General features: G+C 60.7%; 15 protein-coding genes. All 15 read right to left on the bottom strand.

All coding sequences use genetic code 11. From position 1 onward, the window contains the following. Positions 1 to 24 precede the first annotated feature (24 nt). Positions 25 to 1,041: an isocitrate/isopropylmalate family dehydrogenase gene (locus Q8N00_15555; GenBank protein ID MDP2384207.1), complete on the bottom strand. Its 1,017-nt coding sequence runs from the start codon at positions 1,039 to 1,041 to the stop codon at positions 25 to 27. A gap of 410 nt (positions 1,042 to 1,451) precedes the next feature. Continuing rightward, entirely contained in the window at positions 1,452 to 2,159 is a 708-nt protein-coding gene (gene larB, locus Q8N00_15550) for a nickel pincer cofactor biosynthesis protein LarB (GenBank protein MDP2384206.1), read from the bottom strand. Between the two features lie 85 nt (positions 2,160 to 2,244). Further along, entirely contained in the window at positions 2,245 to 3,234 is a 990-nt protein-coding gene (locus Q8N00_15545) for an L-threonylcarbamoyladenylate synthase (GenBank protein ID MDP2384205.1), read from the bottom strand. 95 nt (positions 3,235 to 3,329) lie between these two features. After that, on the bottom strand, positions 3,330 to 5,108 hold the full coding sequence (locus Q8N00_15540; protein MDP2384204.1) for an IPT/TIG domain-containing protein: 1,779 nt from the start codon (positions 5,106 to 5,108) through the stop codon (positions 3,330 to 3,332). Positions 5,109 to 5,230: 122 nt separating this feature from the next. Continuing rightward, the gene (locus Q8N00_15535; GenBank protein MDP2384203.1) at positions 5,231 to 6,616 is read right to left on the bottom strand and encodes a Mur ligase family protein; all 1,386 of its coding nucleotides are present in this window, start codon (positions 6,614 to 6,616) and stop codon (positions 5,231 to 5,233) included. 40 nt (positions 6,617 to 6,656) lie between these two features. Then, positions 6,657 to 9,944 (bottom strand): DUF2309 domain-containing protein, encoded by a 3,288-nt coding sequence (locus Q8N00_15530; GenBank protein ID MDP2384202.1) that lies wholly within the window; start codon positions 9,942 to 9,944, stop codon positions 6,657 to 6,659. Positions 9,945 to 10,240: 296 nt separating this feature from the next. Continuing rightward, complete coding sequence (cysD, locus tag Q8N00_15525) at positions 10,241 to 11,038, bottom strand: sulfate adenylyltransferase subunit CysD (protein ID MDP2384201.1); 798 nt, start codon at positions 11,036 to 11,038, stop codon at positions 10,241 to 10,243. A 27-nt stretch (positions 11,039 to 11,065) separates the two neighbouring features. Then, a complete protein-coding gene (locus Q8N00_15520; GenBank protein ID MDP2384200.1) occupies positions 11,066 to 13,444 on the bottom strand; it encodes a hypothetical protein in 2,379 nt (792 codons plus the stop codon). A 20-nt stretch (positions 13,445 to 13,464) separates the two neighbouring features. Next, on the bottom strand, positions 13,465 to 13,839 hold the full coding sequence (locus tag Q8N00_15515) for a hypothetical protein (GenBank protein MDP2384199.1): 375 nt from the start codon (positions 13,837 to 13,839) through the stop codon (positions 13,465 to 13,467). 93 nt (positions 13,840 to 13,932) lie between these two features. After that, on the bottom strand, positions 13,933 to 14,937 hold the full coding sequence (locus tag Q8N00_15510; protein ID MDP2384198.1) for an alkaline phosphatase: 1,005 nt from the start codon (positions 14,935 to 14,937) through the stop codon (positions 13,933 to 13,935). Positions 14,938 to 15,251: 314 nt separating this feature from the next. After that, positions 15,252 to 16,652 (bottom strand): sigma-54 dependent transcriptional regulator, encoded by a 1,401-nt coding sequence (locus Q8N00_15505; GenBank protein ID MDP2384197.1) that lies wholly within the window; start codon positions 16,650 to 16,652, stop codon positions 15,252 to 15,254. A 1-nt stretch (position 16,653) separates the two neighbouring features. Further along, positions 16,654 to 18,618: a PAS domain S-box protein gene (locus Q8N00_15500; GenBank protein ID MDP2384196.1), complete on the bottom strand. Its 1,965-nt coding sequence runs from the start codon at positions 18,616 to 18,618 to the stop codon at positions 16,654 to 16,656. A 130-nt stretch (positions 18,619 to 18,748) separates the two neighbouring features. Further along, positions 18,749 to 19,078: a P-II family nitrogen regulator gene (locus Q8N00_15495; protein ID MDP2384195.1), complete on the bottom strand. Its 330-nt coding sequence runs from the start codon at positions 19,076 to 19,078 to the stop codon at positions 18,749 to 18,751. Further along, complete coding sequence (locus Q8N00_15490; protein MDP2384194.1) at positions 19,041 to 22,304, bottom strand: DUF2309 domain-containing protein; 3,264 nt, start codon at positions 22,302 to 22,304, stop codon at positions 19,041 to 19,043. Before Q8N00_15490 ends, Q8N00_15495 begins: the two co-directional genes overlap by 38 nt. Positions 22,305 to 22,330: 26 nt before the next feature. Continuing rightward, positions 22,331 to 24,013, bottom strand: a complete 1,683-nt coding sequence (locus Q8N00_15485) for a proton-conducting transporter membrane subunit (GenBank protein ID MDP2384193.1) — start codon at positions 24,011 to 24,013, stop codon at positions 22,331 to 22,333. Positions 24,014 to 24,152 lie beyond the last annotated feature (139 nt).

Genomic DNA, 24,152 nt, shown 5'->3' with positions numbered 1-24,152 from the left:
TTCATTCAGCCAGTAGTCTTGAGCTCAGGCCTTCGCCTGCATTTTATCCACGATGGCTTGTGCATACTCGTCCGTTGTCGCCGTCCCGCCGACGTCGTATGTCACGTGCTTCCGCTCATCGAGAACGGCAAACATCGCCTTTTGGATCCGATCGGCTGCCGCTTCTTCTTTTAACCAACGGAGCATCATGATTCCGGAGACCAGCACGGCCGAGGGATTGACCTTCTTCAGTCCGGCATACTTCGGCGCAGAGCCGTGGACCGCTTCGAAAATCGCGCAGTTATCGCCTACGTTGGCGCCCGGTGCAAACCCGAGCCCGCCGACCAGTCCGGCACAGAGATCCGTCAGGATGTCGCCATACAGGTTCGGGAGCACCAAGCAGTCGAACTGTGCCGGGTTTCTCACGAGCTGCATGCAGCAATTGTCGACAATGATGTCGCCGGACTCGATATCCGGATATTTCTTGGCGACCTCCCTGAAGGCATCGAGAAAGAGCCCGTCGGTCATCTTCATGATGTTGGCCTTGTGGACGCAGTAGATCTTCTTGCGCCCATTGGCTTTGGCCCACTTAAAGGCAAACTCAGCGATACGATAGGAGCCAGGCCAGGTGATGACTTTTAAACATTGCGCCACTTCGTCGGACACCATGTGTTCAATGGCGGCGTAACAGTCTTCGGTGTTTTCCCGAAAGTTCAGGATATCGATCTTGTCCCAGGGCCTCTTGAGCACTGGGATCAGCTTCGCGGGCCGCACGTTGGCGTACAGGTCGAACACCTTCCGCAGTGTCACGTTCGCGCTCTTGTGACCGGTCCCGATCGGCGTGGTCGTGGGCCCTTTCAACGCGATCTTGTTTCTGGCGATGGCTTGGACCGTCTTGTCCGGCAGCAACGTGCCGTGCTTATCCAGGCAGTCCAGTCCGATCTCTTCGTACTCCCATTTGATATTGACGCCGCTGGCATCGATCACCAGCCGCACCGCTTCACAAATTTCCGGGCCAGTGCCCTCTCCCGGCAACATCGTTACGATATGCTGTGTACCCATTCAACAACCTCCCTTAAGCAGCAAGGGGGATCGGACCATCCGTTCCCATGACTGGTCATGTTTGCAAAACAGATTCCAGAGCGCGTGGGGCCTGCGCTCCGAACGGACCATCGAAATTCACCAGCAAATTCGCGGCTCACACGATCGGGAGTTCGCGGCGCGTACATGTTGTTCTGGGGGTAAGAAATTTCCCGTGCATCGGCACACGATGCTGCACGGTGAGCTGTGCGTCACTGCTCAATGCTCGTGGAGGTTCAGTGCTAGGTGGTCCGACCTGAAAGAATTTTTGAGGCAGGAATAGAGGAAGGTCGCGTTGTCGGCTCTGTTACGGCTGCCAGTCAGCATGAGGATTCAACGGACCAGCGTGAAGACGTGCCGCGTCTGTCGGTAGAGACGGCAACAGCCATTCTCTATTCACCGGTTACCATATTGATGCGGTGCGCCAGGCAGCCGGCGCTGAATCCGTTGTTGATGTTGACCACCCCCACGCCGGAGGCGCATGAGTTCAGCATGGTGAGGAGAGTGGCGACGCCGCCAAAGCTGGCCCCGTAGCCGATGCTTGTCGGGACTGCGATGACGGGGCAGTTGACCAGTCCGCCGACGATGCTCGGAAGCGCCCCATCCATACCGGCTACCACCACGATGACACGGGCTTGCAAGAGTCTGCTATGACGGGCCAGCACTCGGTGTAGACCGGCCACACCCACGTCAGAGATCACTTCCACCCGGCTCCCCATCACTTCAGCCGTCACTCGCGTTTCCTCCGCAATCGGGGTGTCGGCGGTTCCCGCCGTCACGATCAACAGGTCTCCCTTGAGCCGTTGTGTTGGATCCTGAACCGTGACGGCTTTGGCCGCCTTGTGATACACGGCGCGGCGATCCAATCGCAGCAGGGCACGTGCAATCTCTGGCGAAACCCGGGGCACCAGCAGATGCCGATGCTGAGCCAGCAGCTTGCGCGCGAGCCTCACAATTTCTTGTGGAGTTTTGCCGTCACAAAAGACCACGGACGGAAACCCTTGCCGAGCGGACCGCAGCCCACCGAGAGATGCGCTGTCGCTCGCCGCGCGCGGCTTTTTGGAACGTGTGCCGGTTGCCAGTTTGATCTCCCTCTTCATTCCATCAGCGCTCGTGGTGTGGCAGGAACGAAATCCGTCAAAATATCCGTCACCTCTATATCCATGACTACAGGCGCGACAGTCGCTAGTCGGTTGACACTGCACAGCGCTGAAGCCGGTCCATGATTGCCAGACCCAGGCCTCGTTCGTCGCAGGGCTCGGCGTACAGGCGATCGAGGCCCAGCGCATCCAGCCTCCGCAGCGCCGCAAACAAATTCCGTGCAGCCTCCCGCAGATCGCCTGATGTCGAGAGCACTTCGATCGCGCAGAACCCCTCGTCCCTGTGGAGCGGTGCCGAGACAGCCAACAGTCCGGCGCGCTCGTGGCCATGAACAACTGGTCTGGCCCCTTGAGCAGCCAGAATGGTTAGCGGTGTCCTGGTTGCATAATGGCGGGGGAGTTGGCCCGGCGCAGCCACGGGCCGGCTGGCAGTCCCTCGCACAACCTGGCCGATGACTTCCTGGATTTCTGCGAGCGTAATGTTGCCAGGCCGCAGGACCTCCGGCCAGGTGTCGCCCATCGATACGATGGTGGATTCCACGCCAATCGGGCACGGGCCTCCGTCGAGAATCAGGTCGACGCGATCGCCGAGTCCCTCCACCACATGTTGCGCAGACGTCGGACTTACGTAGCCGAACGGATTGGCGCTTGGCGCGGCGATCGGGACGCCCGCTTCCCGGATCAGCGCTTGTGCCACCGGATGGGACGGCATCCGAATCGCGACGGTGGGAAGCCCTGCCGTCACGAGATCGGGAACCTGCGCTCGCTTCGGGAGGACGAGCGTCAGCGGACCGGGCCAGAATCGTTTGATCAATCGGCGTTCGGCTGGGCTGATGGCCTGAACCAACCCATCGAGAGACGCTTCGGTCGCGATGTGCACGATGAGGGGGTCAAACGACGGTCGGCGCTTGGCCTCGAAAACGCGCGCCACGGCATCGGGATTCAGCGCATCGCAGCCGAGCCCATACACCGTTTCGGTCGGGAAGGCGACGAGGCCGCCGTTCCGGATCACCTCGGCGGCAAGCCTGATCGACTCCTCGTTCGCTGCCGGGAGCACTTTCCCTGTTGGAGTCATCGTCCTCCCGTTCAGTAATCTTCGTTCTCTATTGAGTGGTGACGACGTGCGGCTCGCCGCGCCCGACATCGCCATGCCTCTGGTTCGACCTTCCGCTACTGATTGGTGTTCGCGTCGGGCCGATTGTTATTCCAATAGCCTGTGTCGGGGAGTCCCTTCGCTTCAATCGTGAACGATCCGGCCTCACGCGTCACCCACTGCTTCGGCGAGCAGCAGGTGCCATCGGGAAGCACATCCCAGGAGCCACGCCGAACGACCAGCGGACCAGTCGCCAGATTGTCGAAAAACTCACCCCGCCTCCCGATCCCATAGAGATTCCGATGCGGCACCGTCACCACAATCTCCGTATCGCTCCAAGACTGAACCAGGGCAGCCGCCCCATTGAACAGCACTTCCGTTCTCGACACGTTCGACACGACGGTCGTGCTCGTATCGGACTCGTTGATTTCCACATCGAGTCGCCGCTTATAGGCTTTCTGGTTTATCGCCAGTTCCGTATGCTCAGCGGTCTTGAGAAACGTTCCGAATCCTTTCCCCTTGATCGTCACCCGCTCATCCAACCCGGCTGATTTCGGTTCATACGACTCGATGACCGGCGTCACCAGCGTAAAGTCTCCGGCGCCCGTCGCCACCACTCCCCGTTCGGCGCAGCAGGAGCCATCCGGGTTCGGCTTGTTGGCACTGCGATAGATCACGACTGGTCCGCTTTTCGCGCTGAAGGGCACCCAGACATCGATCCGGTCGTCGTTCCAGCGATAGATGACGGCCGGGACCCCGCCGATCTCCACGCGATTTTCGCCTGTATTGAAGTCCATGAAATTGTAGGGCGTCGAGCCGCTTTCGGAATAGTACCCGAAGTGCTCTCCGTTGATGCGGAGCAGCGTGCCGATGGGCGCGCTCGCCGGACTTATCGTGGTGGCCTTGGGAACATGGACGGTGAAGGTGCCCACCGTCCGTTCGCGCCCGCGGCTCTTCAGCACCATCGGGCCCGACTCAGCCCCGAGTGGCACATGGACGACAATCACCTCGTCGTTCCATTGCGCAATCGTGGCCGGCTTCCCGCCGATCAGTACCGCGTCGTTCGGCCCCTTGCCGGTGCCGACCCCCTGCCCAAACAGCACGACCTTGGTGCCGGCAGGACCATGGACGGGGTCCACACGGATTGAAGGAATCAACGAGATCGGCACCGCGTTACTCACCACATGCGTCACCGGTGCGCAGCAGGATCCATCCGGCAGCGGATCGGAAGAGGCCAAGCGAACGACGACGTCTCCGGACACCGCGTTCGCGGGGATCTTGACTTCAATCAGGTTGTCTGTCCATCGCCGAGGGCGCACCACGCCACCGCCGATCACCACATCATTCACGCCGAACATGGTATTGGGATCGCGCGCGCCTGCCGTCACGCCGAAATGGCGCCCCGTGATCTGGAGCAGCGTGCCCCGCTCGGCTTCCGCCGGTGTGATGCTCTCGATGTGCGGTTGCACGATCGTCAATGTCCCGGCAGGCCGCTTCTTCTTACCCACCACCACCTCAACGGGACCGCTTGTCGCCGTCAACGGCACCTTCACTTCGATCAGGTCAGATTCCCATCGCTGTATGAGAGCCGGCACACCGTTCACCGTGACTTTATTAGTTTGGACAGATTGGAAATTCCCAAATCCTTTCCCGTTGAGCGACAGGGTTGCGCCAGGAGTGGCATGGTCCGGCTGGAGCGTGACGGGGCGAGCGGATGCGCCAAATCCAGGGGAGACTCCGGAAACCCCAAACGCCGTGACAATCAGCGCCAGGATCCATCGCGTCCTGGTCTTCTCGAAGGACCGGTTCGGTTGACTCATAGACGCCTCCACCTGATCTTGCGCATGCTCATCCATCGCATCCTCCTTATCTCGACACCGCATTGTCGGTAATGTTTCTCGTTTGATGGGTTTCGATGCACCTTCCATCCTCCCCGGAGGCAGTATGCGCGTCGAAACTCCGGCGTCACATGAGGCGGTTAGACGCCAACGTCCGATAACGCCGCTTGCGCGAGGGGACGGCAATAGCCCCCCAACTCCAAAGACCCGGTGACCACGACAAGCCCTTGAGACCCTGCTCCTTGGACTGCCCTGCGAAAGGCATCATCGGGGTCGCCCACGATTTCTGCCGCGGCCGGCGTACAGGATCGCCAGATATCCGAAAGATCCTGAGGGTCGACCGAGCGATCCTGTGGATACCGGGTGAAGATGGCCCGGTCAGCTCCAGCACAGGCCAGATGCCGGATAATTTTTTCGAACTCTTTCTCCCGTGAAAGCGAGACCAGCAACACCGTTCGGCGGCCTTCACAGACGCTTCGGATGGTTGAAGAGAGACTGGCGGCAGCCGGCGCATTGTGGGCCCCGTCGATGATGATCGTCGGATGTCCGGGAAGTACTTCACAGCAGGCCGGCAAGTGAATCTGTTCGAATGTGTGACGAAGCGCCGGTCCATCCAAGGCCGTGACCAACCCGCGGCGTCGAAGGACATCATAGGCGGCGACCGCATGTGCGGCGTTGGTGGCCATAAAGGCGGCGGGGGAATCCACGGTGACCTCTTCCCAGATGGTGCTTCCGACTCGAATCGTGCATGTTCCACGGTACCCGGTGCGCACGAAATCACTGGTGTCATACTCCTGTCCGATCGACAAGACCGGAGCCTTCAGCTGCTCCGCCCGCGACAGAATCAGCGATCGAGGACCCTCCTGCATGGGCCCGCAGACGACGGGAGTCAACGGTTTGATGATCCCTGATTTTTCCGCGGCGATCTGCTCCAGCCTGTCGCCCAGAATATCCATATGGTCGTAGTCCACGTTGGTGATGACCGACACCTCGGGCGCGATGATGTTGGTGGCGTCTTGCCGCCCGCCGATACCGACCTCGACGACGGCATAGTCCACCTTGGCCGTGCGGAACGCGAAGAAGGCGGCGGCGGTGAGAAACTCAAAGGACGTCAGTTCGGCTCCTGCCCAGTCCATCAGCGACTTGAGGTGGTTGCAGGCATCCAGCAATTCCCGTTCGCTAATCGGCTGACCGTTGACGGCGATCCGTTCTCGAAAATGTCCGAGATGGGGACTGGTATAGAGTCCGACCTTCATCCCGCTGGCTTGGATCAACGCCGCCGTCATACGACTCACGCTGGTTTTTCCGTTGGTGCCGGTGATGTGTACGGACCGGTAGGCTCGGTCTGGACGGCCGAGTTCGTGCAGACATCGTGCGAGGGCTCCGAAGCTGACGGTGCCGTCCGAGGGCTGGCCGCGCAGGATGCAGGCGGTTTCAAGTTCGCGCAGAAAATCGGTCACCTCTTTGTAGGAGGAGAACGGAACCGCCTGATATCGCGGGAACTTCATCGAATCCGTATCCGGCATACCTCTCTCCTTTACTCGTACCGCACCTGCGTGACGCGGCTTAGGCCCGCTCGCCGGCGACAGCCGTTTCGTTATCGACGGTCTCAATGGTGACGTGAACCCATTCTCCTGCGCCCTCATAGCGATAATATCGCCGTTCGCTCGGTTCGTAGGCGATCAGGTGAAGCCACCGATTGTTGAAGATCCCCTGCAGCAGCGGCTGGCGATTGATGATGGAAGAAATCCGGTCCCGCGGGGCTTCGATAATGGCCGTCAGGCGCATGGGCTCATGGTATGGGCGCGGGCCGTTCATGACTGTCTGAACGGGCAATCCCATCCGGAGGTCGCTTTGCCCCCCCGTCATCACCCCGATACGACCCGTCACATTGTGGTACACCTTGCTGCCGCTGCCGTAGGTCTCCGGATCTACCGTTGAAAAGTAATATTCCAGATTGATCCATTGCGCCACGATCAGGGGCGCCGTCATGATGATCTCCAGCAGCTTCCCGTCCAGGTCTGGCCGATGGTCGTAGGAATGCAGGAAGGATCGGCCCTCAAGATCGACCCCCTGCGTCAACTGTCGGCTCCCGATAATGAACAGACTGTTTCTTGCCAAGCCCCACTCAGGACGGACCTGCGCCCAATCCATACTGCGGAGTTGCACGTCCTGCAGCGAGTTTCGACGATCGTGCCGGGTGGACGCGGCCTGCAGCGCGATCCCTCGTTCAGCGGCAGCCATGGACCCGGTTTCGTTCACGTCTTCCAGCACCTGCGCCAGCTCCTTGCGGTGCGTCGGCGGCACATCTTCCAGATCCGCGATCCGGACGTGATCCGTCGTCGTGTCGTGGAGGGCCGCGAGAAAATGGGTGTCCGCCGGGATGGACAGGCCCCGCTTCGCCAATAGCTCGCGTACGTGTGGCCGGTTGGCAATCATCGCGAACATGCGTGCATTTGGAAGCCCATGGCTCCCTCCACAGGCGCCGCAATCCAGCGCCGATTCATAGGGATTGTTTTGTGAGGTGCTCCCATGCCCGCACAGGATGACGAGGCGCGACCAGGATGAGGTCAAGCCCATGAGCCGAAGCGAGGTCTCCACGTAGTACGCCTGTTCGGTCAGCGTGAACCCTCTCTGCGCGATCCGCGCGAGCTGGGCTGCGGTGCCGCGAGGCGTGATCCGGCATTCACGGCGGAGGTCCTCGATCAAGGCCTCTTCCTCCGTCGTCGAGAGAGCCAGGAGATGACCGAGATCGCCCGACGCCGACTGGAGCTCTGGGCCTTCTCCCAGAGCCTGACGCCGGATGCCCTCAAGCCTGTCAGCCGTCAGCCGGTGGCCCGGCACGTCGAATCTCGCACGCAGCCATCGTGTAATATCTATCCGTTGCTCGGCCGCGACCATCTCTTCCGCCTCAACGGCGGGGAGTTTGTCTACCGTCAAGGTCGTGGCCACCTCAGGCATAAACAAGTGCTTCAGCCAGGTTGCCACTCGATGATACCAGCGAGGACAAAGCGTCTTTCCTAACAACGGCAATCCGAAGAGCCATCCGATCGCTTCCACCATGACATAGGGCGTCACGACGTTGTGTTTGAGATCCTGCAGCAGGTCATGTCCGACCTTGGCCATCTGGCTGCTCGATTTCCGTCGCAGCGCGGCCCCGTTCTGATAGGTCCGCGGGATCTCGCGAACGATGTGCTTCGGTTTGAGGAGCACCGGGCACAGGTCCGTCAAAAAGTCTGTGCCGAGCGCGCGATAGGCGACAGGCAACCCGAAGAATCCGGCAAAACCGAAGGTCTCATAGCCGCCGCGCTGCTCCAGATGCCGGCGAAAGACTTCCGATCGCACATCGATACAAAAGGCGAGCTGCGCGGGCGGACGCACAGGGCTCCCATGGCGCTGTAGACGGACGTCGCCGTGAGCCTGCGTGTCCAGCTGCCGCAGGATTATGGCCTGGTGCGAACGTTCATAGGCCTCCAGCCACTTGGAGCCATGCAGCTGTTCTGGAAAGGCCCGGAACCAGTGCAGGAGCGTCCTGAGATCGCCAGGCGCCATCGAGACGATCTGCTCGGTGGGGATGTCGAGGGCCTCAGCCAGCCGTAATAGGGTGCGGGCATAGTCGGTGGTGGCCTCTTCCAGGCGGAGAAGCCGGTGCTCGCCGTACCACCGCCGACCGAGATCCTCCCAGGCCTGGGCATCCGACGATCGCCACCAGCCCTGCAGCCTCGCGGCATCCGCCGAGGCTTTCTTCGGGAGCTGTCCCTTCAGGAGCGTACGGCGAAACCAGACTGCATGGGGAAACCGCCGCGCATAATCCTGAATCGCCTCGATATTCCCTGAGCAGTTCAAACTGTTCCGGCAGGAGACGTCCACCAGCTCCCGCTCATAGAACAGGCGCACGGCGAGATATTTCACCAAGTCGATGCGATAGGCCTCTTGCCAGGGATACGCCGTTTGTTCGGCACGCCATTTAATGAATCCGGCCCATCCCGGCAATGCCGCTACATGGCGCGAGAGATATTCCTCCCACGCCGATGTGGGGACCTTCAGTCGCTCAAGCGATTCCAGGAGCGCATCCTCGGGGCGGTCTGATAACGCGCTGATTTTTTCCGATGCCCGGTCGATTCCGAGCAAGGACAGACTCAGGTCATGCTGCGCGGCAGTCTTCCAGGCACGAAAAAATGTGCCCTCGCGACGGGGCATCGACCAGGTGGCTTCCCCCTCGTCGCAGAAGGCGGCACTCCATTTGATCAATTGGCGGTTAATTTGGTCATCAAGATCGGTCCCGATCGTCCGATCGCACCAGGTGGCCATCGTTTCCCGATAGGGCCACTCGTCCGGCTCACAGAGGCGCAGGCTCTCACTCTCGGCCAACACATCGGATTTTAGGATTGCTGTGATCCACTGCGTGAGTTGGGCGAGGGACGTGGCGTCCTCGCGTGGCGATCCGGACCCGGCCGGTGCGGATCGGTCGGAGGAGGACGGCTGCACGCCATGCACCATCGCGGCACGGAGAAGGTCCAGGTGGGAAAGCCTGCGATCGCCGAAGACAATTTCTTTCCCGGAGTCGAGCGACCGTAAGACCTCATCCAGATGCCGCTGTTGGATACGCCCGCTTCGAAACGCGTCGCGATAGGCCTCAGAGGATAAATACCCCCGCCCGCTGAAGAGCTCTTCTCCCCGGCTCACGGCCTTGTCGAAACTAAGCGACTCAAGTCCCTGCAGCGGATTTCTTGAGATGAAGGTCCGCATCGGCCAGAGACGCGCCACCACCTCGCCTGCGAGGTTGGCATAGGAGCGCAGCTCCATTCGCTGCACGTCGGTATAGGGCATCGGCTTCTCCTTCGCCTGTGTCATGCTGTTCACCATTCCCTTCTGTCCCTTGTCCCTCTACATACAGCAAGAAGAGGGCCGCGACGTGGTCTTCCTTCAATGAGGGTGCGCAACCGCTTCGTGAATAAGGAGAAACCGATCTACCAGGGTCGTCGAACGGCCAGCGCAAGCAGATCCTGCCCTCAAATATAAGTGCGCAGACACACGCTCGTGCATGCCTGCACGTGGCCGTAGCCATCGCATGCCGCCGTGCGTAGAAGGGTTGCAGATTGGGGGAGGGGGAAGTTGGAGAGGGAGCAGGCTGCGCGAGTCGTGAGTGGTTACATATGTCCGAGTTTGCGGAGGGTTTCCATGCCGCGGCCTTCGTCTTGTGCCCGACCGGCGCGTTCAGCGGTCGTCGTGGTCCGCAACTCCGTGATGATTTGTGGAATCGTGTTCGCACAGGAGTTGACAGTTCCCGTGCAAGGCACGCAACCGAGGCTCCGATAACGGGTGCCGTTGCCCCGGTCGAAGTACAGGTTCGGCAGGGGAATCTGCTCCAGCTCGATGTACTCCCAAATGTTGAGTTCGGTCCAATCCAGCAGCGGATGCACGCGTACATGAGAACCGGCGGGAAACGTTGTCTTGTACTGATCCCACAGTTCCGGAGGCTGGTCGCGGAAATCCCATTCTCCATGTTTGTCCCGGAGCGAGAAGTAGCGCTCTTTCGCCCGCGTGCCTTCCTCGTCCGCGCGAATGCCGAGAATGACGGCCGTCCACCCATGTGTGGCGATGGTCTGTTTGAGCGCCTCGATCTTGAGGGCCGAGCAACAGCTTACGCGTCCGACCGTGTGGTTCATACCTTCCGCCAAGGCCTCCTTGTTCTGGCCGACGACCAGATTGAGCCCCCACTCTCGGCAGAGCCGGTCCCGATAGTCGATCAATTCCGGCATCTCGTAACCCGTATCGATATGTACCAGTGGAAACGGCACATGCCCGAAGAAGGCCTTGCGTGCAAGCCAGAGCAGCACGGTCGAGTCCTTGCCCATCGACCAGAGCATGGCGAGGTTGTCGAAGTGTTTGTAGGACTCACGGATCACATAGACGCTTTGGTCTTCGAGGTCGCGAAGATGTTGCACAGGAGTCCTCCGGCCACAAGGGCCCGTTCAATAGGCTGCGGGGCCAGACAGCGTGCGATTCGACACGAGATCGAGCAGGTGGAGCCCGTCGAACTGTGCCGCGGTTCGGCCGAACGTGATCAGCCCGATCGACCCGTCCCCCGTGATCCACTCGTCCGCCACTGCGGCGACCTGGGCTCCGTCGATAAATACACTCAGGCGTCCGCGATCCAGGTGAATGAAATTGATTCGTTGAACTCGCAGGCTATGCCACGGACGTTGGGTCAGCTTGACCGGGATGTCCCCCAGCACCGTCGTGCGGCCGTCGGCCACGCGCCTCGTGGTCAGCCTGCCTGTCGAGGGATTGAGCGTGACGGCATAGAAATTCCGGTTGTCGCGCACAGCTAGTGCGATTCCGGCTTCGCCACTGCCGTCTGCCGACAGAACCTGGACCTGTACCGCGATGTCAGGATAGGTGGTGCGGATGCGATCGGCCAGCAGCAGATGGGCGCAATCGCTTGTCCCGCATGGGAGATCCTGGACGACCAGTTTCCCGGGCGTGGGGATCTGGCCGTCCGGGAGCACATGCCAGCCAGAGGGCTTCGCTCCAGGCGTACTCACCGCCACGAATCCCACGGGCAGTGCCTGGGGAACATCCTGGTCGAAGTTCCACTGCCACACAATATCCTGCTGCGGCGGTTGGGAATGGATTTCGACATCGAGCACGTCGGCGGCACGATCCGTCATGGGCAGCATCACTTCGGTACCGCCAGGCACCAAGGCCTTCACCATGTCGTTCCCGATGAGATGGGGCCACAGGCCGGCAACGCCGGTCACGCGATCGTGCCAGGTCTTCACGGTGCGCAGTCGTTCCTGGAGGCGCGCCGGCTCGCGCGGCACCCGCAGGGCCTCCACCAGAACCAACGCATATGCGGCCACGAGTTTATCGACGGGAGTCTCGACCTGGCTCAACGCCTGCTCGGCCTCTTGGCGGGCCTGGTCCAGCCAGGGATGCCCGTATCGGCGCTCCCAGGAGAGCCACTGAATCCGGTCCCAGGCGAGTTCGGATAACAGCCGGCCATGAAGAGGTCCTTCCGGGGCGATGTCGTTCAGCAGTGCTTCATGCACCGTCAGCGCGGTGGTCGCATCGTTGTTCCATCGAGAGAGTGCGCCGAGTTGCCTCCGTTCTTCGGGAGTCGCCCGTCCGCCGCTCGTGACATGCTCAAGGGAATCGATGGCCTGGTAGAACGCCTCCGCTGCGTGAGAGTGCCCCTTTGCGACTTCCGTGAGCTCCTGGCGCCAACTCTGCGCCTGAAAGTTCCAATACAATTCTGCCAGCTTCTCCGTCACCGTACTATCCGGTCCAGAGATTTCACTTTTTGCCAGACCTTCTAAGATAAAAGTCCGAAACTTGTCGTCGGCGATGACCCTGTGCAAGGCCGGATCGTCTGAATCGATCAAGGTCAGCCGAGTCAGAAGCCTGGTCCGTTCAACGGAGCGTGGCATCTGTTTGGCGCGTGCCAGCGCGGTGGCAAAGATCGGTCGCGCGTCCTTCAGGTCCCACCAGCGAGCGGAACCCAGGACGAGCCCGCCGGCCCCTAAGCGATTCTTGACCTCTTCGTTCTGCTGCCCACCGGGATCGCTTGTTTTCGGAAGACGCCCATAATGAATGCCGACCTGCACCGGCGCATCGGGGAGGGCCTCATTGATGACGGCCTGATCGACCGGATAGCCCAGCTTTCGCAATCCTGAAACCACCACGAATCGGACCGTCATTTCTTTGACCGGACCGTATCGGCGCAGGACGCCGCTGGCCCACCATACCTCTCCTGGGCGCAACGCGAGAGGAGCCGTCAGAGGATCCGGATAGGATACCCTGATCTCGACGGTATGGCCGGAAACCCCCACCGGATCTTTCCCTGTGAGATTTTTCAAGGCGAAGGGTCTGGTGGGTGAGACGGTGAGGACTTCAAGGGCGGGACCTGCTCCCTCCTCGCTGCCGATTACGGCAGGGGAGACGGCGACCGCCGGCATATAGTCCTTCCAGTAATCGGCATGGCGATGTGTTTCGGACAGCAAGCCGAACCCAACCCCCCGCCCCACCGACTCGAAGATTCCGGTTTCCGGATGATCCTGGACCAATTCCCGATGGACCTTCAGCGTGCCGTCCCAGCAGGCCCTGTCGGTCTGTTCGGATAGGCCTCGTTGGCGCCTGAGCGTCAAGCAACCCAAATCGAGTGCAGCCCACTCTGTCACCCGGCTCGCGGCGAGCGCCGCACCATATTGCGACACGATGCGAGCCGGGCCGTTTTGTGCGGGTGTTGCCGGCTTAGTCCCGGCGGCAGCCGCTCTATCGTGAGCCAGTGCCGACCCGGCCAGCGCCAGCATCACGAACAACCACTTCGTCAAACGATGTTGCGTTCCCATAGTGCCTCTCTGTTCCTGGTTCATGGAGCGAAGGAATACTCCGGCTGTCCCCCATGCGGATAGGTCCGCTTGCATCGCACGATCAAGGTGTGTGTGCCACGTCCCTCCACGCATTGATCGAGTGTCGGTGCATATGCCACGGCTCCCTCCGGCGTCACCTCAAAGGGAAAGTCGAACGTGAAGCTGATGAATTTATATTGGCCCGGCTTCAACTGAAGATCGCGAGGCTCCGATGTCCGATAGGCATCGGACGTCTCTGGATCGGAGGTCCAAATCGAGGGAGTCACGCCCGGCACCTGCCACCAGCTTTGGGACACGATCGACGTGGCATCGATGGTGATGGCATAGGCCTTCGCCGACGTTTCACGCGAATCTGCGATAGCGTCGGCCCCCACCCACGTAATCCATGCGACAGAGGCGCAACCCAGGATTATGCGCCAGATCTGCGTAGTAAGGCGCGGCTTGTAGTCGGCAGAGGTCATGCGCAATCACCGTCCCTTCGTCGGAATAGCGGATATGGCGCCGGCGTCGCGAAAGATCTCCTCGACCACACGGCTGTCCCACTCGGTATGCGTCTCAACTCGAAACGCCCGCAGCACTGTTGCGCCGGTATCTACAATGGAGACGGGCTGACGAATCGCATGTCCGGTCTTAATCCCGACACCGGAGGCAATCCAGGGGACGAGCGATGAGACGGGTGTGGTCTGCGCTTCTGCCGCTGTTGGTTTCGTCGCGCCGGTCCCACTCAAAGACGTGACAAACACCGTGGTGCGCGTGAGCAATCCATGCTCTTTGAAGATCTCCAGCACTGACCCCATCGCCCGATCCACCGACTGGAGCGCTGTGCGATAGTTCTTCGAGGTCCAGCCTCGCTCGACGCCGGCGCGCCCTCCATCCGGCAGATGCACCACGAGGAGATGCGGCAGCGCCAGAATCGCATGCCCATATCCATGGCCGCTCGTCGCCTTCTTGAAATACTGCTTGATATAGGACACGAGCCGCTCCGGACTGCATTCCGGCTTGAGCGGCCCGCACAGCTGATAATCCGTATAGGGTTCCGGTTTCGCGAGCTGGTAGAGCGATTCGTCCATCAGGAAGATGGCGCTGTCCCGCCCGCCGCTGAGGTCGAGATAGTCGAAGATCGTGGGGGGGCGAGGATAGCCTCGGCTGAATTCGAAGGTGTTCCATGTGATGCCGTGCTTCTCGACCGGTAGCCCCGTGAGCAGGGAGGCCATGGCCGGGAGGCGAAGCGGAGGCGTACTCGTTGCGGCCGACCATGTCACGGCCCCATCCTGTACAAGGCGCTTCAGGACCGGCATCGGCCCCGCCGTGAGCGCCGGCTGATCGACTCCTTCCAGCACAAACAGAATCACATGATCGGGCACAATCTGTTCCGACGACGTTGAGCTTGTCGCGGGAACGGGTTGCACCATTGCCGCCCAGGCAGACGCACTGGTCAGAAGCAGGACGATGACGAAGGACAGAGTCTTCATGGGTCTCGCTCCCTGGTTGTCTCCTGAAGCTATTGCAAATAGAGTTCCGCGCTCCTGCACGAGGGTTCCCCATGCGGAGAAGAGAGTAACTCCGCACCGCGACTCACGAATCTTCCCGTGGGCCTCCCACCCACTGAAAAGAGCTGGAGCGGAGAGCTCGTGTTCCGTCGGTGAAACCGTGTGTGCATGCACGGTGTGCCCAACGATCGTGCATGGCCGCACTCACCGTTGTCGTACAGATGCCCTGAGGCGTGGGTGGAGAGCAGGGGGCTGGGACGCCAGACAAGAGGGAGGAGGGGCCGTAGGTGGAGGATTTACGGTTTGCGCCGCCGGTCCAGCATCCAGCGCGTGATGCCGAGATGTTTGGCGGCTAGGGTCTTGTTGCCGTCTGACCGCTGCAGCACCTCGGCGATGATCCGATCTTCAAGATCGTTCAGCGATTGCTCTCCGACTCGAAAGGAGATCTGGACGGCGGTGGGATCGGACGCATCCGATGCAGGAATCGGATGTGTCTGCGCTGCTGGGACCGATGGCAGGCTTCCGCTATGGACATCGGAGGGAAAGTTGGCGGCTTCGAGGGTTGAGCCTTGGCAGAACAGGACGGCCCGTTCCATGAGATTGCTCAACTCACGGATATTGCCGGGGAAGCGGTATTGGCGCAAGAGGGCCTGTGCGCTCGCGCCCAATGTGCGGACCGGCTTCTTGAGCGCCACCGCAGAACGAATGAGAAACTGCTCGGCGAGAGGAATGATCTCGTCGCCTCGTTCGCGGAGCGGCGGGACGGTGAGCGTCACGACGTTGAGCCGATAGTAGAGATCCTCGCGAAACTCGCCCTTCGCGACCGCCTCTTTGAGATCACGATTCGTCGCGGCCATGAAACGGACATCCACAGGGATCGTGGCCGCGCCTCCGACGCGACGCAACGTCCGCTCTTCGATCACCCGTAAGAGCTTCGCCTGCAGGGGGAGCGGCAAGTCGCCGATTTCATCGAAGAGGACCGTCCCGCCATCGGCCAGTTCGAGCAGTCCGCATTTTCGTCCTGCAGCCCCCGTAAACGATCCCTTCTCATGGCCGAACAATTCGCTCTCGAACAGTTCGCGCGGGATAGAGGGGCAATCCACTTCCATGCAGGGCTTGTCTGCCCGTGGACTGTTGAAATGGATCACGCGGCCCATGTACTGCTTGCCGGTCCCGGTCTCGCCTTGGAGCAGGACCGTCACGCGATCGCTCTTGGCCAATTCCCGAACCTGCTGCATAAACGTCTGCATGGCGGGACTGTTTGCGATGATGCGATCGATCGCATAGCCCTTTGCATCCTGACTGGTGTGCAGTTGGACCTGCCGGCGCAGCGTGAGCAGATCCGTTGCGCGGCGCAGGGTGTGGTGGAGATCGTCCATGTCGATGGACTTAGCCACAAAATCGAAGGCCCCGAGCCGCATGGCTTCGACCGCATCCTTTACCGTTCCTCTGGCGGTCAGCACGATCACGAGAAGCTCCGGTGTGGTTTGTTTCACCCGGGCGAGGACGTCCAGGCCCGAGAGGTTGGGCATGACGAGATCCAACACCAGGATATCCGGCTCGAAGGAGCGCAGGAGGGTGAGGGCGTCTTCCCCCGATCCCGCCGTTTGGACGAGGTAGCCCTGGCCGGTGAGACGCAGGGCGAAGGCCTCCCGAACGGACGCTTCATCCTCGACCAGTAGAAGTTGCCATGCCATGTTAGCCCTCGCATTTCAGTGGAAGCCAGACGTCCACGACGGCCCCGCTGCCAGGTGGACTGTGAATCAGCAAGTGGCCGCCATGTCGCTCGATGATGTCGCGGGTAATGGTCAGCCCAAGACCGACACCTTTGGCTTTTCCATTCGTAAAGAACGGTTCGTAGATGCGCTGCAAGTTTTCAGGGGAGATGCCCTTCCCGGAATCGGCGACAGTCATGAGCAGCCCTAGGCCTCGCCTGGTCTCCGGCCTGAGGGTGATCGTCAATTCTCCGCCGTTCGGCATCGCGTCGATCGCATTCATGGCGATGTTCAGACACACCTGGAGCATATGGGCTCGCGAGGCCTCCACCAAGGGAAGGTTCGCGGCCAGGTTTCTCTTCACGGACACGCGGTGCTTCGATAGGTTCGGATGCAACAGGGTCAGGGTGTCGTCAAGCAGCGAGGACAGGTCACAGGGGGCGATCTCGAAGGGTCGTGGCCGCAACTGCCCAAGATGAGATTCCAGGAGGTCGTCGATCCGCGCCGCTTCGCGCGCGATCAAGCGGCACCGGTCGCGCGCGGCTTGAGGGAGCGTGTCCTGGTCGGCCAGATGGGTGGCGAGGCTCCCGAGTCCGATAAGAGGATTGCGGACTTCGTGGAGGATGCCGCCGGCGAGTTGGCCGACGAGTTTCACCTGTTCCGTATGGCGCAGGGCTTCCAGCATCTGTTCGCGCTCGCTGAGGTCGGTCAGGATGGCGAGAAAGTAGCGGATGGTCCCGTCCGGGTCTTTGACCGGGCTCACGCTTTCCCACGCCAGAAACTCGGACCCGTCCTTGCGGCGGTTCACCACACGGTCGACGAAGGCCGACCCGGAGCGGATCGTCTGCCACATGCGCTCGAAGAATTCCGGCGGATGCTTTCCGGATCTCAGTAACGACGGCGTTCGCCCGATGACCTCGTGCCGTGTCCAGCCCGACAGACGTTCCATCGCGGGGTTCCATTCCAGGAGCGCCCCCTGCGTATCGGTTAACATGACGCCGTCCTGCACCAGTTCGAACATCCGGTGATAGAGCTGAAGCTGCGTTTCTTCTCGCCGCCATCGTTCGAGCACGGTGGCTACCGTGTTGGCGACCGAGCGGAGAAACTCCAATTCTTTGGGTGAAAAATCACGCACGGACTTGCAGTGCGCCCCCATGACCCCGTACACCCGATCCTGCACCATCATGGGCACACTCATGCCGGCAATGCCGCCATGTTCCGACAGGAGCTTCGAGGGCATGAAGCGCGTTTCTGTGCGCAAGTCGCGCACGACTACCGGCTGCCGTTCGCGGATCGCAAAACCCGCCTGAGAATGCGTACCTCCCTCTACCGTCAAGGTTCCGATGAGCCCTTCAGGCCACCCGGTACCGGCGACGAGATACAGGTGCTCATCCGACTCACGAGGAATGAGAATTTTGCAGAGTTCCACGTGCAAGGCCTCGGCCGTCAGGCGCGCGGCCTCGTTCATGATTTCTTGGACCGGGGTTCCGCTCACCGCCAGCGTTCCGATGCGCGCGAGGACCGACTGAAACCGGGCCACCTGGGAGGCTTCCTGCGAGAGCAGAGTCCGCTCCGTGACATTTTCCAGCACGATGAGCACGCCGTTGTCGCCGCGATAGGGAACGACGTTGAATCGGCATTCGTAAATGAGCGGATCGCCCTGTCGATCCGTCATGCGATATTCCGTTGTGTCACGGGCTCCGAGCGGTTCGTGATTCCAGGCCATCGCCTCATCGAGAAGACGCGTTCGCAGCGGAAGCTCCGACCCCGGATGAGGTGCCTCGACCAGCTCTCCGAACTGCGCGTTTTCGAAGATCACGGCGCCGTGGGACACAAAACAGAGGCCGCCCTGGATGCAGTCACTGAGCCACACCAAGACTTCCCCGGCGGCGATGTCCGATTGCGCCTGGGCGGATAGCTTGGGACGTGATCGACGTGAGGAAGGCATAGGCATTGGTACTCAGTTAGGCAGCGCACAGGAGCAAAAGAGCTCTTATCGTCGCGTGGGCAGTATGCCCCGTCTGGCGCAGACCCTCAAGGGAGGCATCGGCGCGAGCGGACCGGGGCGACCGGCCTTCTTATTTGGCGACGAAGCGATCACGACGGCTGACGGCCACGTCCGTCACAAACATCGCGCCTGAATGTTTATTGAAGAGCGGACCCAGGCCCGCCAGAATCGGTTCGACTCGCTCTTCCGGCACGACCGTGAAGACGATCACCTGGCTGCTGGTGTCGTTAAAGAGCAAATGGCCCTCATGAAATCCGTGATGGCCCTTGCCCGATACATTGTTGATGATCGTGTAGCCGGTTGCGCCGACACGATCCAGCATGTCGGTCACAAATTTGACCTGCTCGCCCTCGACTACGATCTTAATTTCTTTCATGGGATGCAGTGTTAAGCTGATCATGCGACTCTCCTCCTAATAATGTCCATTCGCTCATGCCATCGTACTGATAAAACGCGCCGTCCCGAGGTTCCAAGGCCACGAGCGTCACCCACCTCCGATCGAATAATTGTTCAAGCAGCGGTTGCCGATTGATGATGGCGCGGATACGGTCTTTGGGCGCTTCAATCACGGCCAGCAACCGCATAGGTTCGTGGTAGGGCTCGTGCCCATTCCAGACCGTCTGGGCGGGCAGACCAATGCGCAGATCGCTCCAGACGCCGGTCATGACCCCGATGCGGCCGACCACGTTGTGGTAGACCTTGCTGGCGCTGCCGTAGACCTCGTTATCGACCGTCGAAAAGTAATGCTCCATGTTGATCCACTGCGCCACCACCAACGGGGCCGTCATGATGGTTTCCAGTAATCTGCCCGACGCATCCTGCCGATGATCGTAGGAGTGGAGGAACGATCGCCCGTGCAAATTGACGGACTGAGTCAATTCGCGCCGCCCGATCACCATGAGGCTGTTCTTCGAGAGCCCCCATTCCGGACGAACCTGTGCCCAGTCGTCGCCCCGTCGCGTGGCTTGCTGCTGGGCCGTCGAGGGGTCGATCCTGTTGGCCCCCTCGTCGAGGAAGGTGCCTCGCTCGAGTGCGGTCCGTGCCCCGGCGTTGGCCAAGTCTGTTGCCAGGCGCTGGAGATCTTTCCGGTGCGTGGCAGGCACGTCCTCCAAATCCACGATGCGAACGTAATCGCTGGTGGTGTCATGTTGCGCGGCGAAGAAATGGGTATCGCCTGGAATCTTGATGCCGCGTGCTTGCAATAACTCACGCACGGTTGGGTTATTGGCCATCGCCGCGATGGCGCGCGCATTGGGCAAGCCCTGGTTGCCTCCGCAGGCGCCACAGTCGAGCGCCGATTCGTAGGGGTTATTGAGCGAGGTGCTGCCATGTGCGCAGAACAGGACGACGCGGGAGAAGTTTGAGGTGAGCCCCATGAGCCGTAGCGCCGCTTCGGCGAAATAGGCCTGCTCGGTCGTGGAGAAGCCGGTATGCGTGATACGGTGGAGCCGATCCGAAACGCCTCGTGGACTGATGCCGTACTCCCGGCGGAGCCGCTCGTAGAACAGTTCTTCGTCCTGCGGCGACAGGGCCAAGGTTCGGGCCACGTCGTTGCTGGTTCCGTCCGCCGTTCCCATGGCCTTTCTGCGAATCTGTTCCATGAGCGAGGACGAGAGAGCCGCGCCGTGCAAGCCGAACCGCTCGCGCACGACTTCACGGATCTTCGCCTGCTGTTCGGTCGCGACCATTTCCTCGCCCTCGCTCCACGTAATTTTCTCGACCGTCAACGTCGTGGCGATGGAGGGCATGAGGAGCGCCTTCAACCACCGGGAAATCGCGTGGTACCGGCCAGGGAACAGGGTCTTCCCGAACAGGGGCAGGCCGAACAGCCACCCGACCGCTTCCACCATGACATAGGGCGTGACGATATTTTCCTTCAAGTCGTGCAGGAGCATGTGCGCGGCCTTGCTGAGTTGCGCCGCCATCTTGTGCCGCTCGGCCTGCACCACATGATAGCTTCGAGGCACCTCCCGAATCCGATTTTTGGGCTTCAGGAGCACCGGACAATGGGCCACCGCATGTTGTGCATTGAACGGCTGATAGTCTAGTGGTACACCGAAAAATCCGGCAAGCCCCAAGGTTTCGTACCCGCCGCGATGTTCGAGGTGACGACGAAACACCTCTGAGCGTACATCGATGCAGAACACCACTTGGGCAAGCGGTCGTGAAGGGGCCGCGTGATCTCCTGCCTGAGAGTTTTCTGCAGCCTTGCGGACTCCGGTCGCCAGTTCGGCCAGTACCTGTCGGCGGTGGCTGGCCTCAAACGCCTCAAGCCATCGCGGTCCGTGCTGCGAGGCAGGAAATCCTTCGATCCAGTTGAGCAGGACAGGGACATCAGACGGAGCGGTTGATTCGATGGCGGGAGGATCGATCTCCAGGGCTTGCGCCAGATCGAGCAGTCGCTGCGCGGCCAGGGTCACAGCCTTCTCCGCCCGGCGGTCGTTCGCCTGGCGAAACTCCTGACGGCCCAGTTCCTCCCAGGCGTCGGCGTCCGGCCCTCGTCCGGCCTTGCTCAGCCGGCGTGCCTGTTTGGCGGCCGACGTCGCCACACAGCCTGCCACCCATTCCCGGCGGAACCAGTAGGCGTGGGGATAGCGCTCCATGTAGGCGCGGATCGCGTCGGCACTTCCAGGAAATCCGAGTGCCTCCCGGCAGCTTCGGTCGACCAGTTCGCGTTCGTAAAATAGGCGGACCGCCAAATATTTCACCAGATCGATCGGCTGCTGTTGTTGCCAGGGATAGTTGCCTTGATCGACACGCCACTTGATGTAGCCGGCCCAGCCTGACAAGGCCGCTAACTGGTGCGCCAGATATTCCTCCCACGCGGCTTTGGGAATTTGTAAGATCGTCAAACTCTCTAAGAGGGCGTCTTCCGACCGATCGGACAGAGCGGCGATTTTCTGCGCCGCATTCCGAATGCCGATGAGCCGTAAGCTCATATCGTGCGTGGCCAGAGACTTCCACACTTGGTAAAACTTCTTGCCGCGATCCGGCATCGCCCAGGAGGCTTCCCCCTCATCGAGGAAGGCGCTGCACCACTTGACCATTTCACGGTTGATCGTCTCGACGATCGTCGTGCCGATCGTCCGGTCACACCAGACGGCACAAGTTTCTCGGAGAGGAAGCTCCGCTGGCTCCCACGGCATCAACGACAGGGTGGGGGGCGTAACGTCGGCGCCCACGGCCTTGAGCCAGGACTCAATCATGCGAACGGCCTGCTGTGTGTCCTGATCCGGCGGATCGGATTGACTCACCCGGGTCTCGGAAATGCCGTGCACCATTGACGCCATGAGCACATCCACGTGTGATGTGGTGCGACCGGAAAAGGTCACCTGTTTCGCAGCGGCAAGAGGCTCGATGGTGGCCTGCAGGTCTTCCGGGGAAATGCGCCCGCTCTTGAAGTAGCGGCGAAAGGTCTCGTTGCTCAGATACCCACGGCCGCCGAACAGCTGTGTCCCCCGCTTGATGGCCGCGTCGAAATGCAGCCCTTCCAGCCCATGTAAGGGATTGTGATGGATGAAGGTCCGCATCGGCCAATACGGGGCAATGACTTCTCTCGCCAATTGGACGTAGGAGCGCACTTCCATGCGCTGCGTATCGGTGAACGTCTGTCTCTCGATGGTCATCGCCAACACTCCGATTCAGCCCTATTTTATTCGCGTGGTCGAGCCTTCATCCGTCCTAAGCGTCTTCCCCAGGCCCGCAGCGCATCCTCGACGTAGAGGCCGTTGAGGAATGCGACATAGGCGCGGGTCTGGAGGGTGCCCAGCCAGCCTGGAACCAGGAACCGCATTCCATGGGCCCTGCCGTATAAGAGGATCCAGACCCCAATCACGAGGACGGCCGCGAGGGCGACCACGGCATCAAAGAGGCCTTTCGGCCAAGATGCCGCCTGGAAATAGGTTGCCACCTGCTCGGTGTCCGGGTAGAGAAAATGGGTGAAGGATTCCCCGGCCCACAAGTAGGTCAGGCCGATCAAGGCGAGTGTCGCCACCATCGTCAAGGAGACTTTCCACGAGGCCACCGCATCAAGGCGATAGAGGCTGAAGATCGCTTGAGCCGAGGTGACCCAGGCAAAGAACAAGAAGATCAAGGTGCCCTGCGTCTCAAACAGGGGGATGTGGACGAGACCGTGGGCCGCGAGCAGGATGATCAACGGCAACAGCAGCGTGACCCCCAGGCCTGTCGCCCAGGTCACCAAGGAGAAGCGAATCTCTTTTTCCACGGGCTCATGCCCAGGAAGTTTGAACTCGTTCCGTGCTTTTTGAATGTTGGCTCCAGAATTGAGGAACAGGGTGGCCTTGAACAGCCCATGAGCGCAGAGGTGAAACACGGCAAGGGCGAAGGCTCCGAGCCCGCATTCCATGATCATATAGCCCATCTGTCCCATCGTGGAATAGACGAGCGTCCGCTTGATGCTGGATTGGGTCAGCATCGTGGTGGCTCCGATCAATGCGGTCAGCCCTCCGATGAGAAACATCAGATGGAGCGACGCCGGAGCGGCGCCGTAGAGCGGGGCCAGCCGGTTGACCAGGAACCCTCCGGCGTTGACGATCCCTGCATGGAGCATGGCCGAGACTGGCGTGGGCGCCTCAATGGTTCCAGGCAGCCAGACGTGGAAGGGAAATTGAGCGGACTTCGTCATGATCGCGATCAAGCTCAACAGCGTAATCGCCGTGATGGCATTGATTTCAAAGACGGTTCCAGCCCAGAAGGCCGGCGCGGGAGACGTGTGAATGGCACGGAACAGTTCCGCGAGATCGAAGGTCCCGAACTTGGCGTAGATGAGGACAATACCGGCAAGCAAGGTGGCATCACCGAATCCTTGCACCCGCAACGTGGTCAGAGCCGCCGCCCGCGCTGCAGCACTGGCGGCATTGAAGGAGAGCAAGTGGACTAATAACCACGTGACCAGATGCCAACAGATGAAGAGCCAGAATAGATTGCCACTGGTTACCAGACTCAAGAGCACAAAGGTCAGCAGGCCCAGCAGGCTAAAGAACCGCACGTAGCCCTGGTCGCCTTGCATATAGCGTTGTGAATAGACGTGGATCACCAGGCTCACGCCGGTGATGAGGACCATCATCACCGCAGCAAGTCGATCAAGCAGGATCGTGTAGGACAGAGGCCCGGGAAGAAATCCGGACAGCGTGAGGAGCAGCGGCTCGCCTTGCACGACCTGATAGAGGCAAGCCAGCGCTGCGCCCGTCGAGAGCCACAGGGCACCGACCCCGATGGAGGAGCTCCTCTCGCCGAGTGTGGCCCCGAGCAGCGCGATCGATCCGCTTGCCAGGAGGGGAGCTCCTATTGCGATGATCAGGAAGATAAAGTCCATTGATTGCTCCATTATAGTGATCGTAGGAATCGAGAATCCATCAGCAAAAACAGGGCCGATGGGCTTGAATGGCCGACAATCAATGTAAGTCGATGAATAATAATATAAATTCTAAATGGAATATACTGCGGTTGGAAGG

This window comes from Nitrospirota bacterium (genome assembly GCA_030684575.1).
Taxonomy (GTDB): Bacteria; Nitrospirota; Nitrospiria; order Nitrospirales; family Nitrospiraceae; genus Palsa-1315.
Note: the sequence above shows the minus strand (reverse complement) of the source record. Positions and strands in the feature narration are given on the sequence as shown.

Bases quoted from the DNA above. Each gene is read 5' to 3' on its own strand.
- Q8N00_15535 (MDP2384203.1), bottom strand. From the start codon at position 6,616: ATGCCGGATACGGATTCGATGAAGTTCCCGCGATATCAGGCGGTTCCG.
- Q8N00_15545 (MDP2384205.1), bottom strand. From the start codon at position 3,234: ATGACTCCAACAGGGAAAGTGCTCCCGGCAGCGAACGAGGAGTCGATC.
- Q8N00_15530 (MDP2384202.1), bottom strand. From the start codon at position 9,944: ATGACACAGGCGAAGGAGAAGCCGATGCCCTATACCGACGTGCAGCGA.
- larB (MDP2384206.1), bottom strand. From the start codon at position 2,159: ATGAAGAGGGAGATCAAACTGGCAACCGGCACACGTTCCAAAAAGCCG.
- Q8N00_15555 (MDP2384207.1), bottom strand. From the start codon at position 1,041: ATGGGTACACAGCATATCGTAACGATGTTGCCGGGAGAGGGCACTGGC.
- Q8N00_15490 (MDP2384194.1), bottom strand. From the start codon at position 22,304: ATGACCATCGAGAGACAGACGTTCACCGATACGCAGCGCATGGAAGTG.
- Q8N00_15505 (MDP2384197.1), bottom strand. From the start codon at position 16,652: ATGGCATGGCAACTTCTACTGGTCGAGGATGAAGCGTCCGTTCGGGAG.
- Q8N00_15500 (MDP2384196.1), bottom strand. From the start codon at position 18,618: ATGCCTTCCTCACGTCGATCACGTCCCAAGCTATCCGCCCAGGCGCAA.
- Q8N00_15510 (MDP2384198.1), bottom strand. From the start codon at position 14,937: ATGAAGACTCTGTCCTTCGTCATCGTCCTGCTTCTGACCAGTGCGTCT.
- Q8N00_15520 (MDP2384200.1), bottom strand. From the start codon at position 13,444: ATGGGAACGCAACATCGTTTGACGAAGTGGTTGTTCGTGATGCTGGCG.
- Q8N00_15485 (MDP2384193.1), bottom strand. From the start codon at position 24,013: ATGGACTTTATCTTCCTGATCATCGCAATAGGAGCTCCCCTCCTGGCA.
- Q8N00_15540 (MDP2384204.1), bottom strand. From the start codon at position 5,108: ATGGATGAGCATGCGCAAGATCAGGTGGAGGCGTCTATGAGTCAACCG.
- Q8N00_15495 (MDP2384195.1), bottom strand. From the start codon at position 19,078: ATGATCAGCTTAACACTGCATCCCATGAAAGAAATTAAGATCGTAGTC.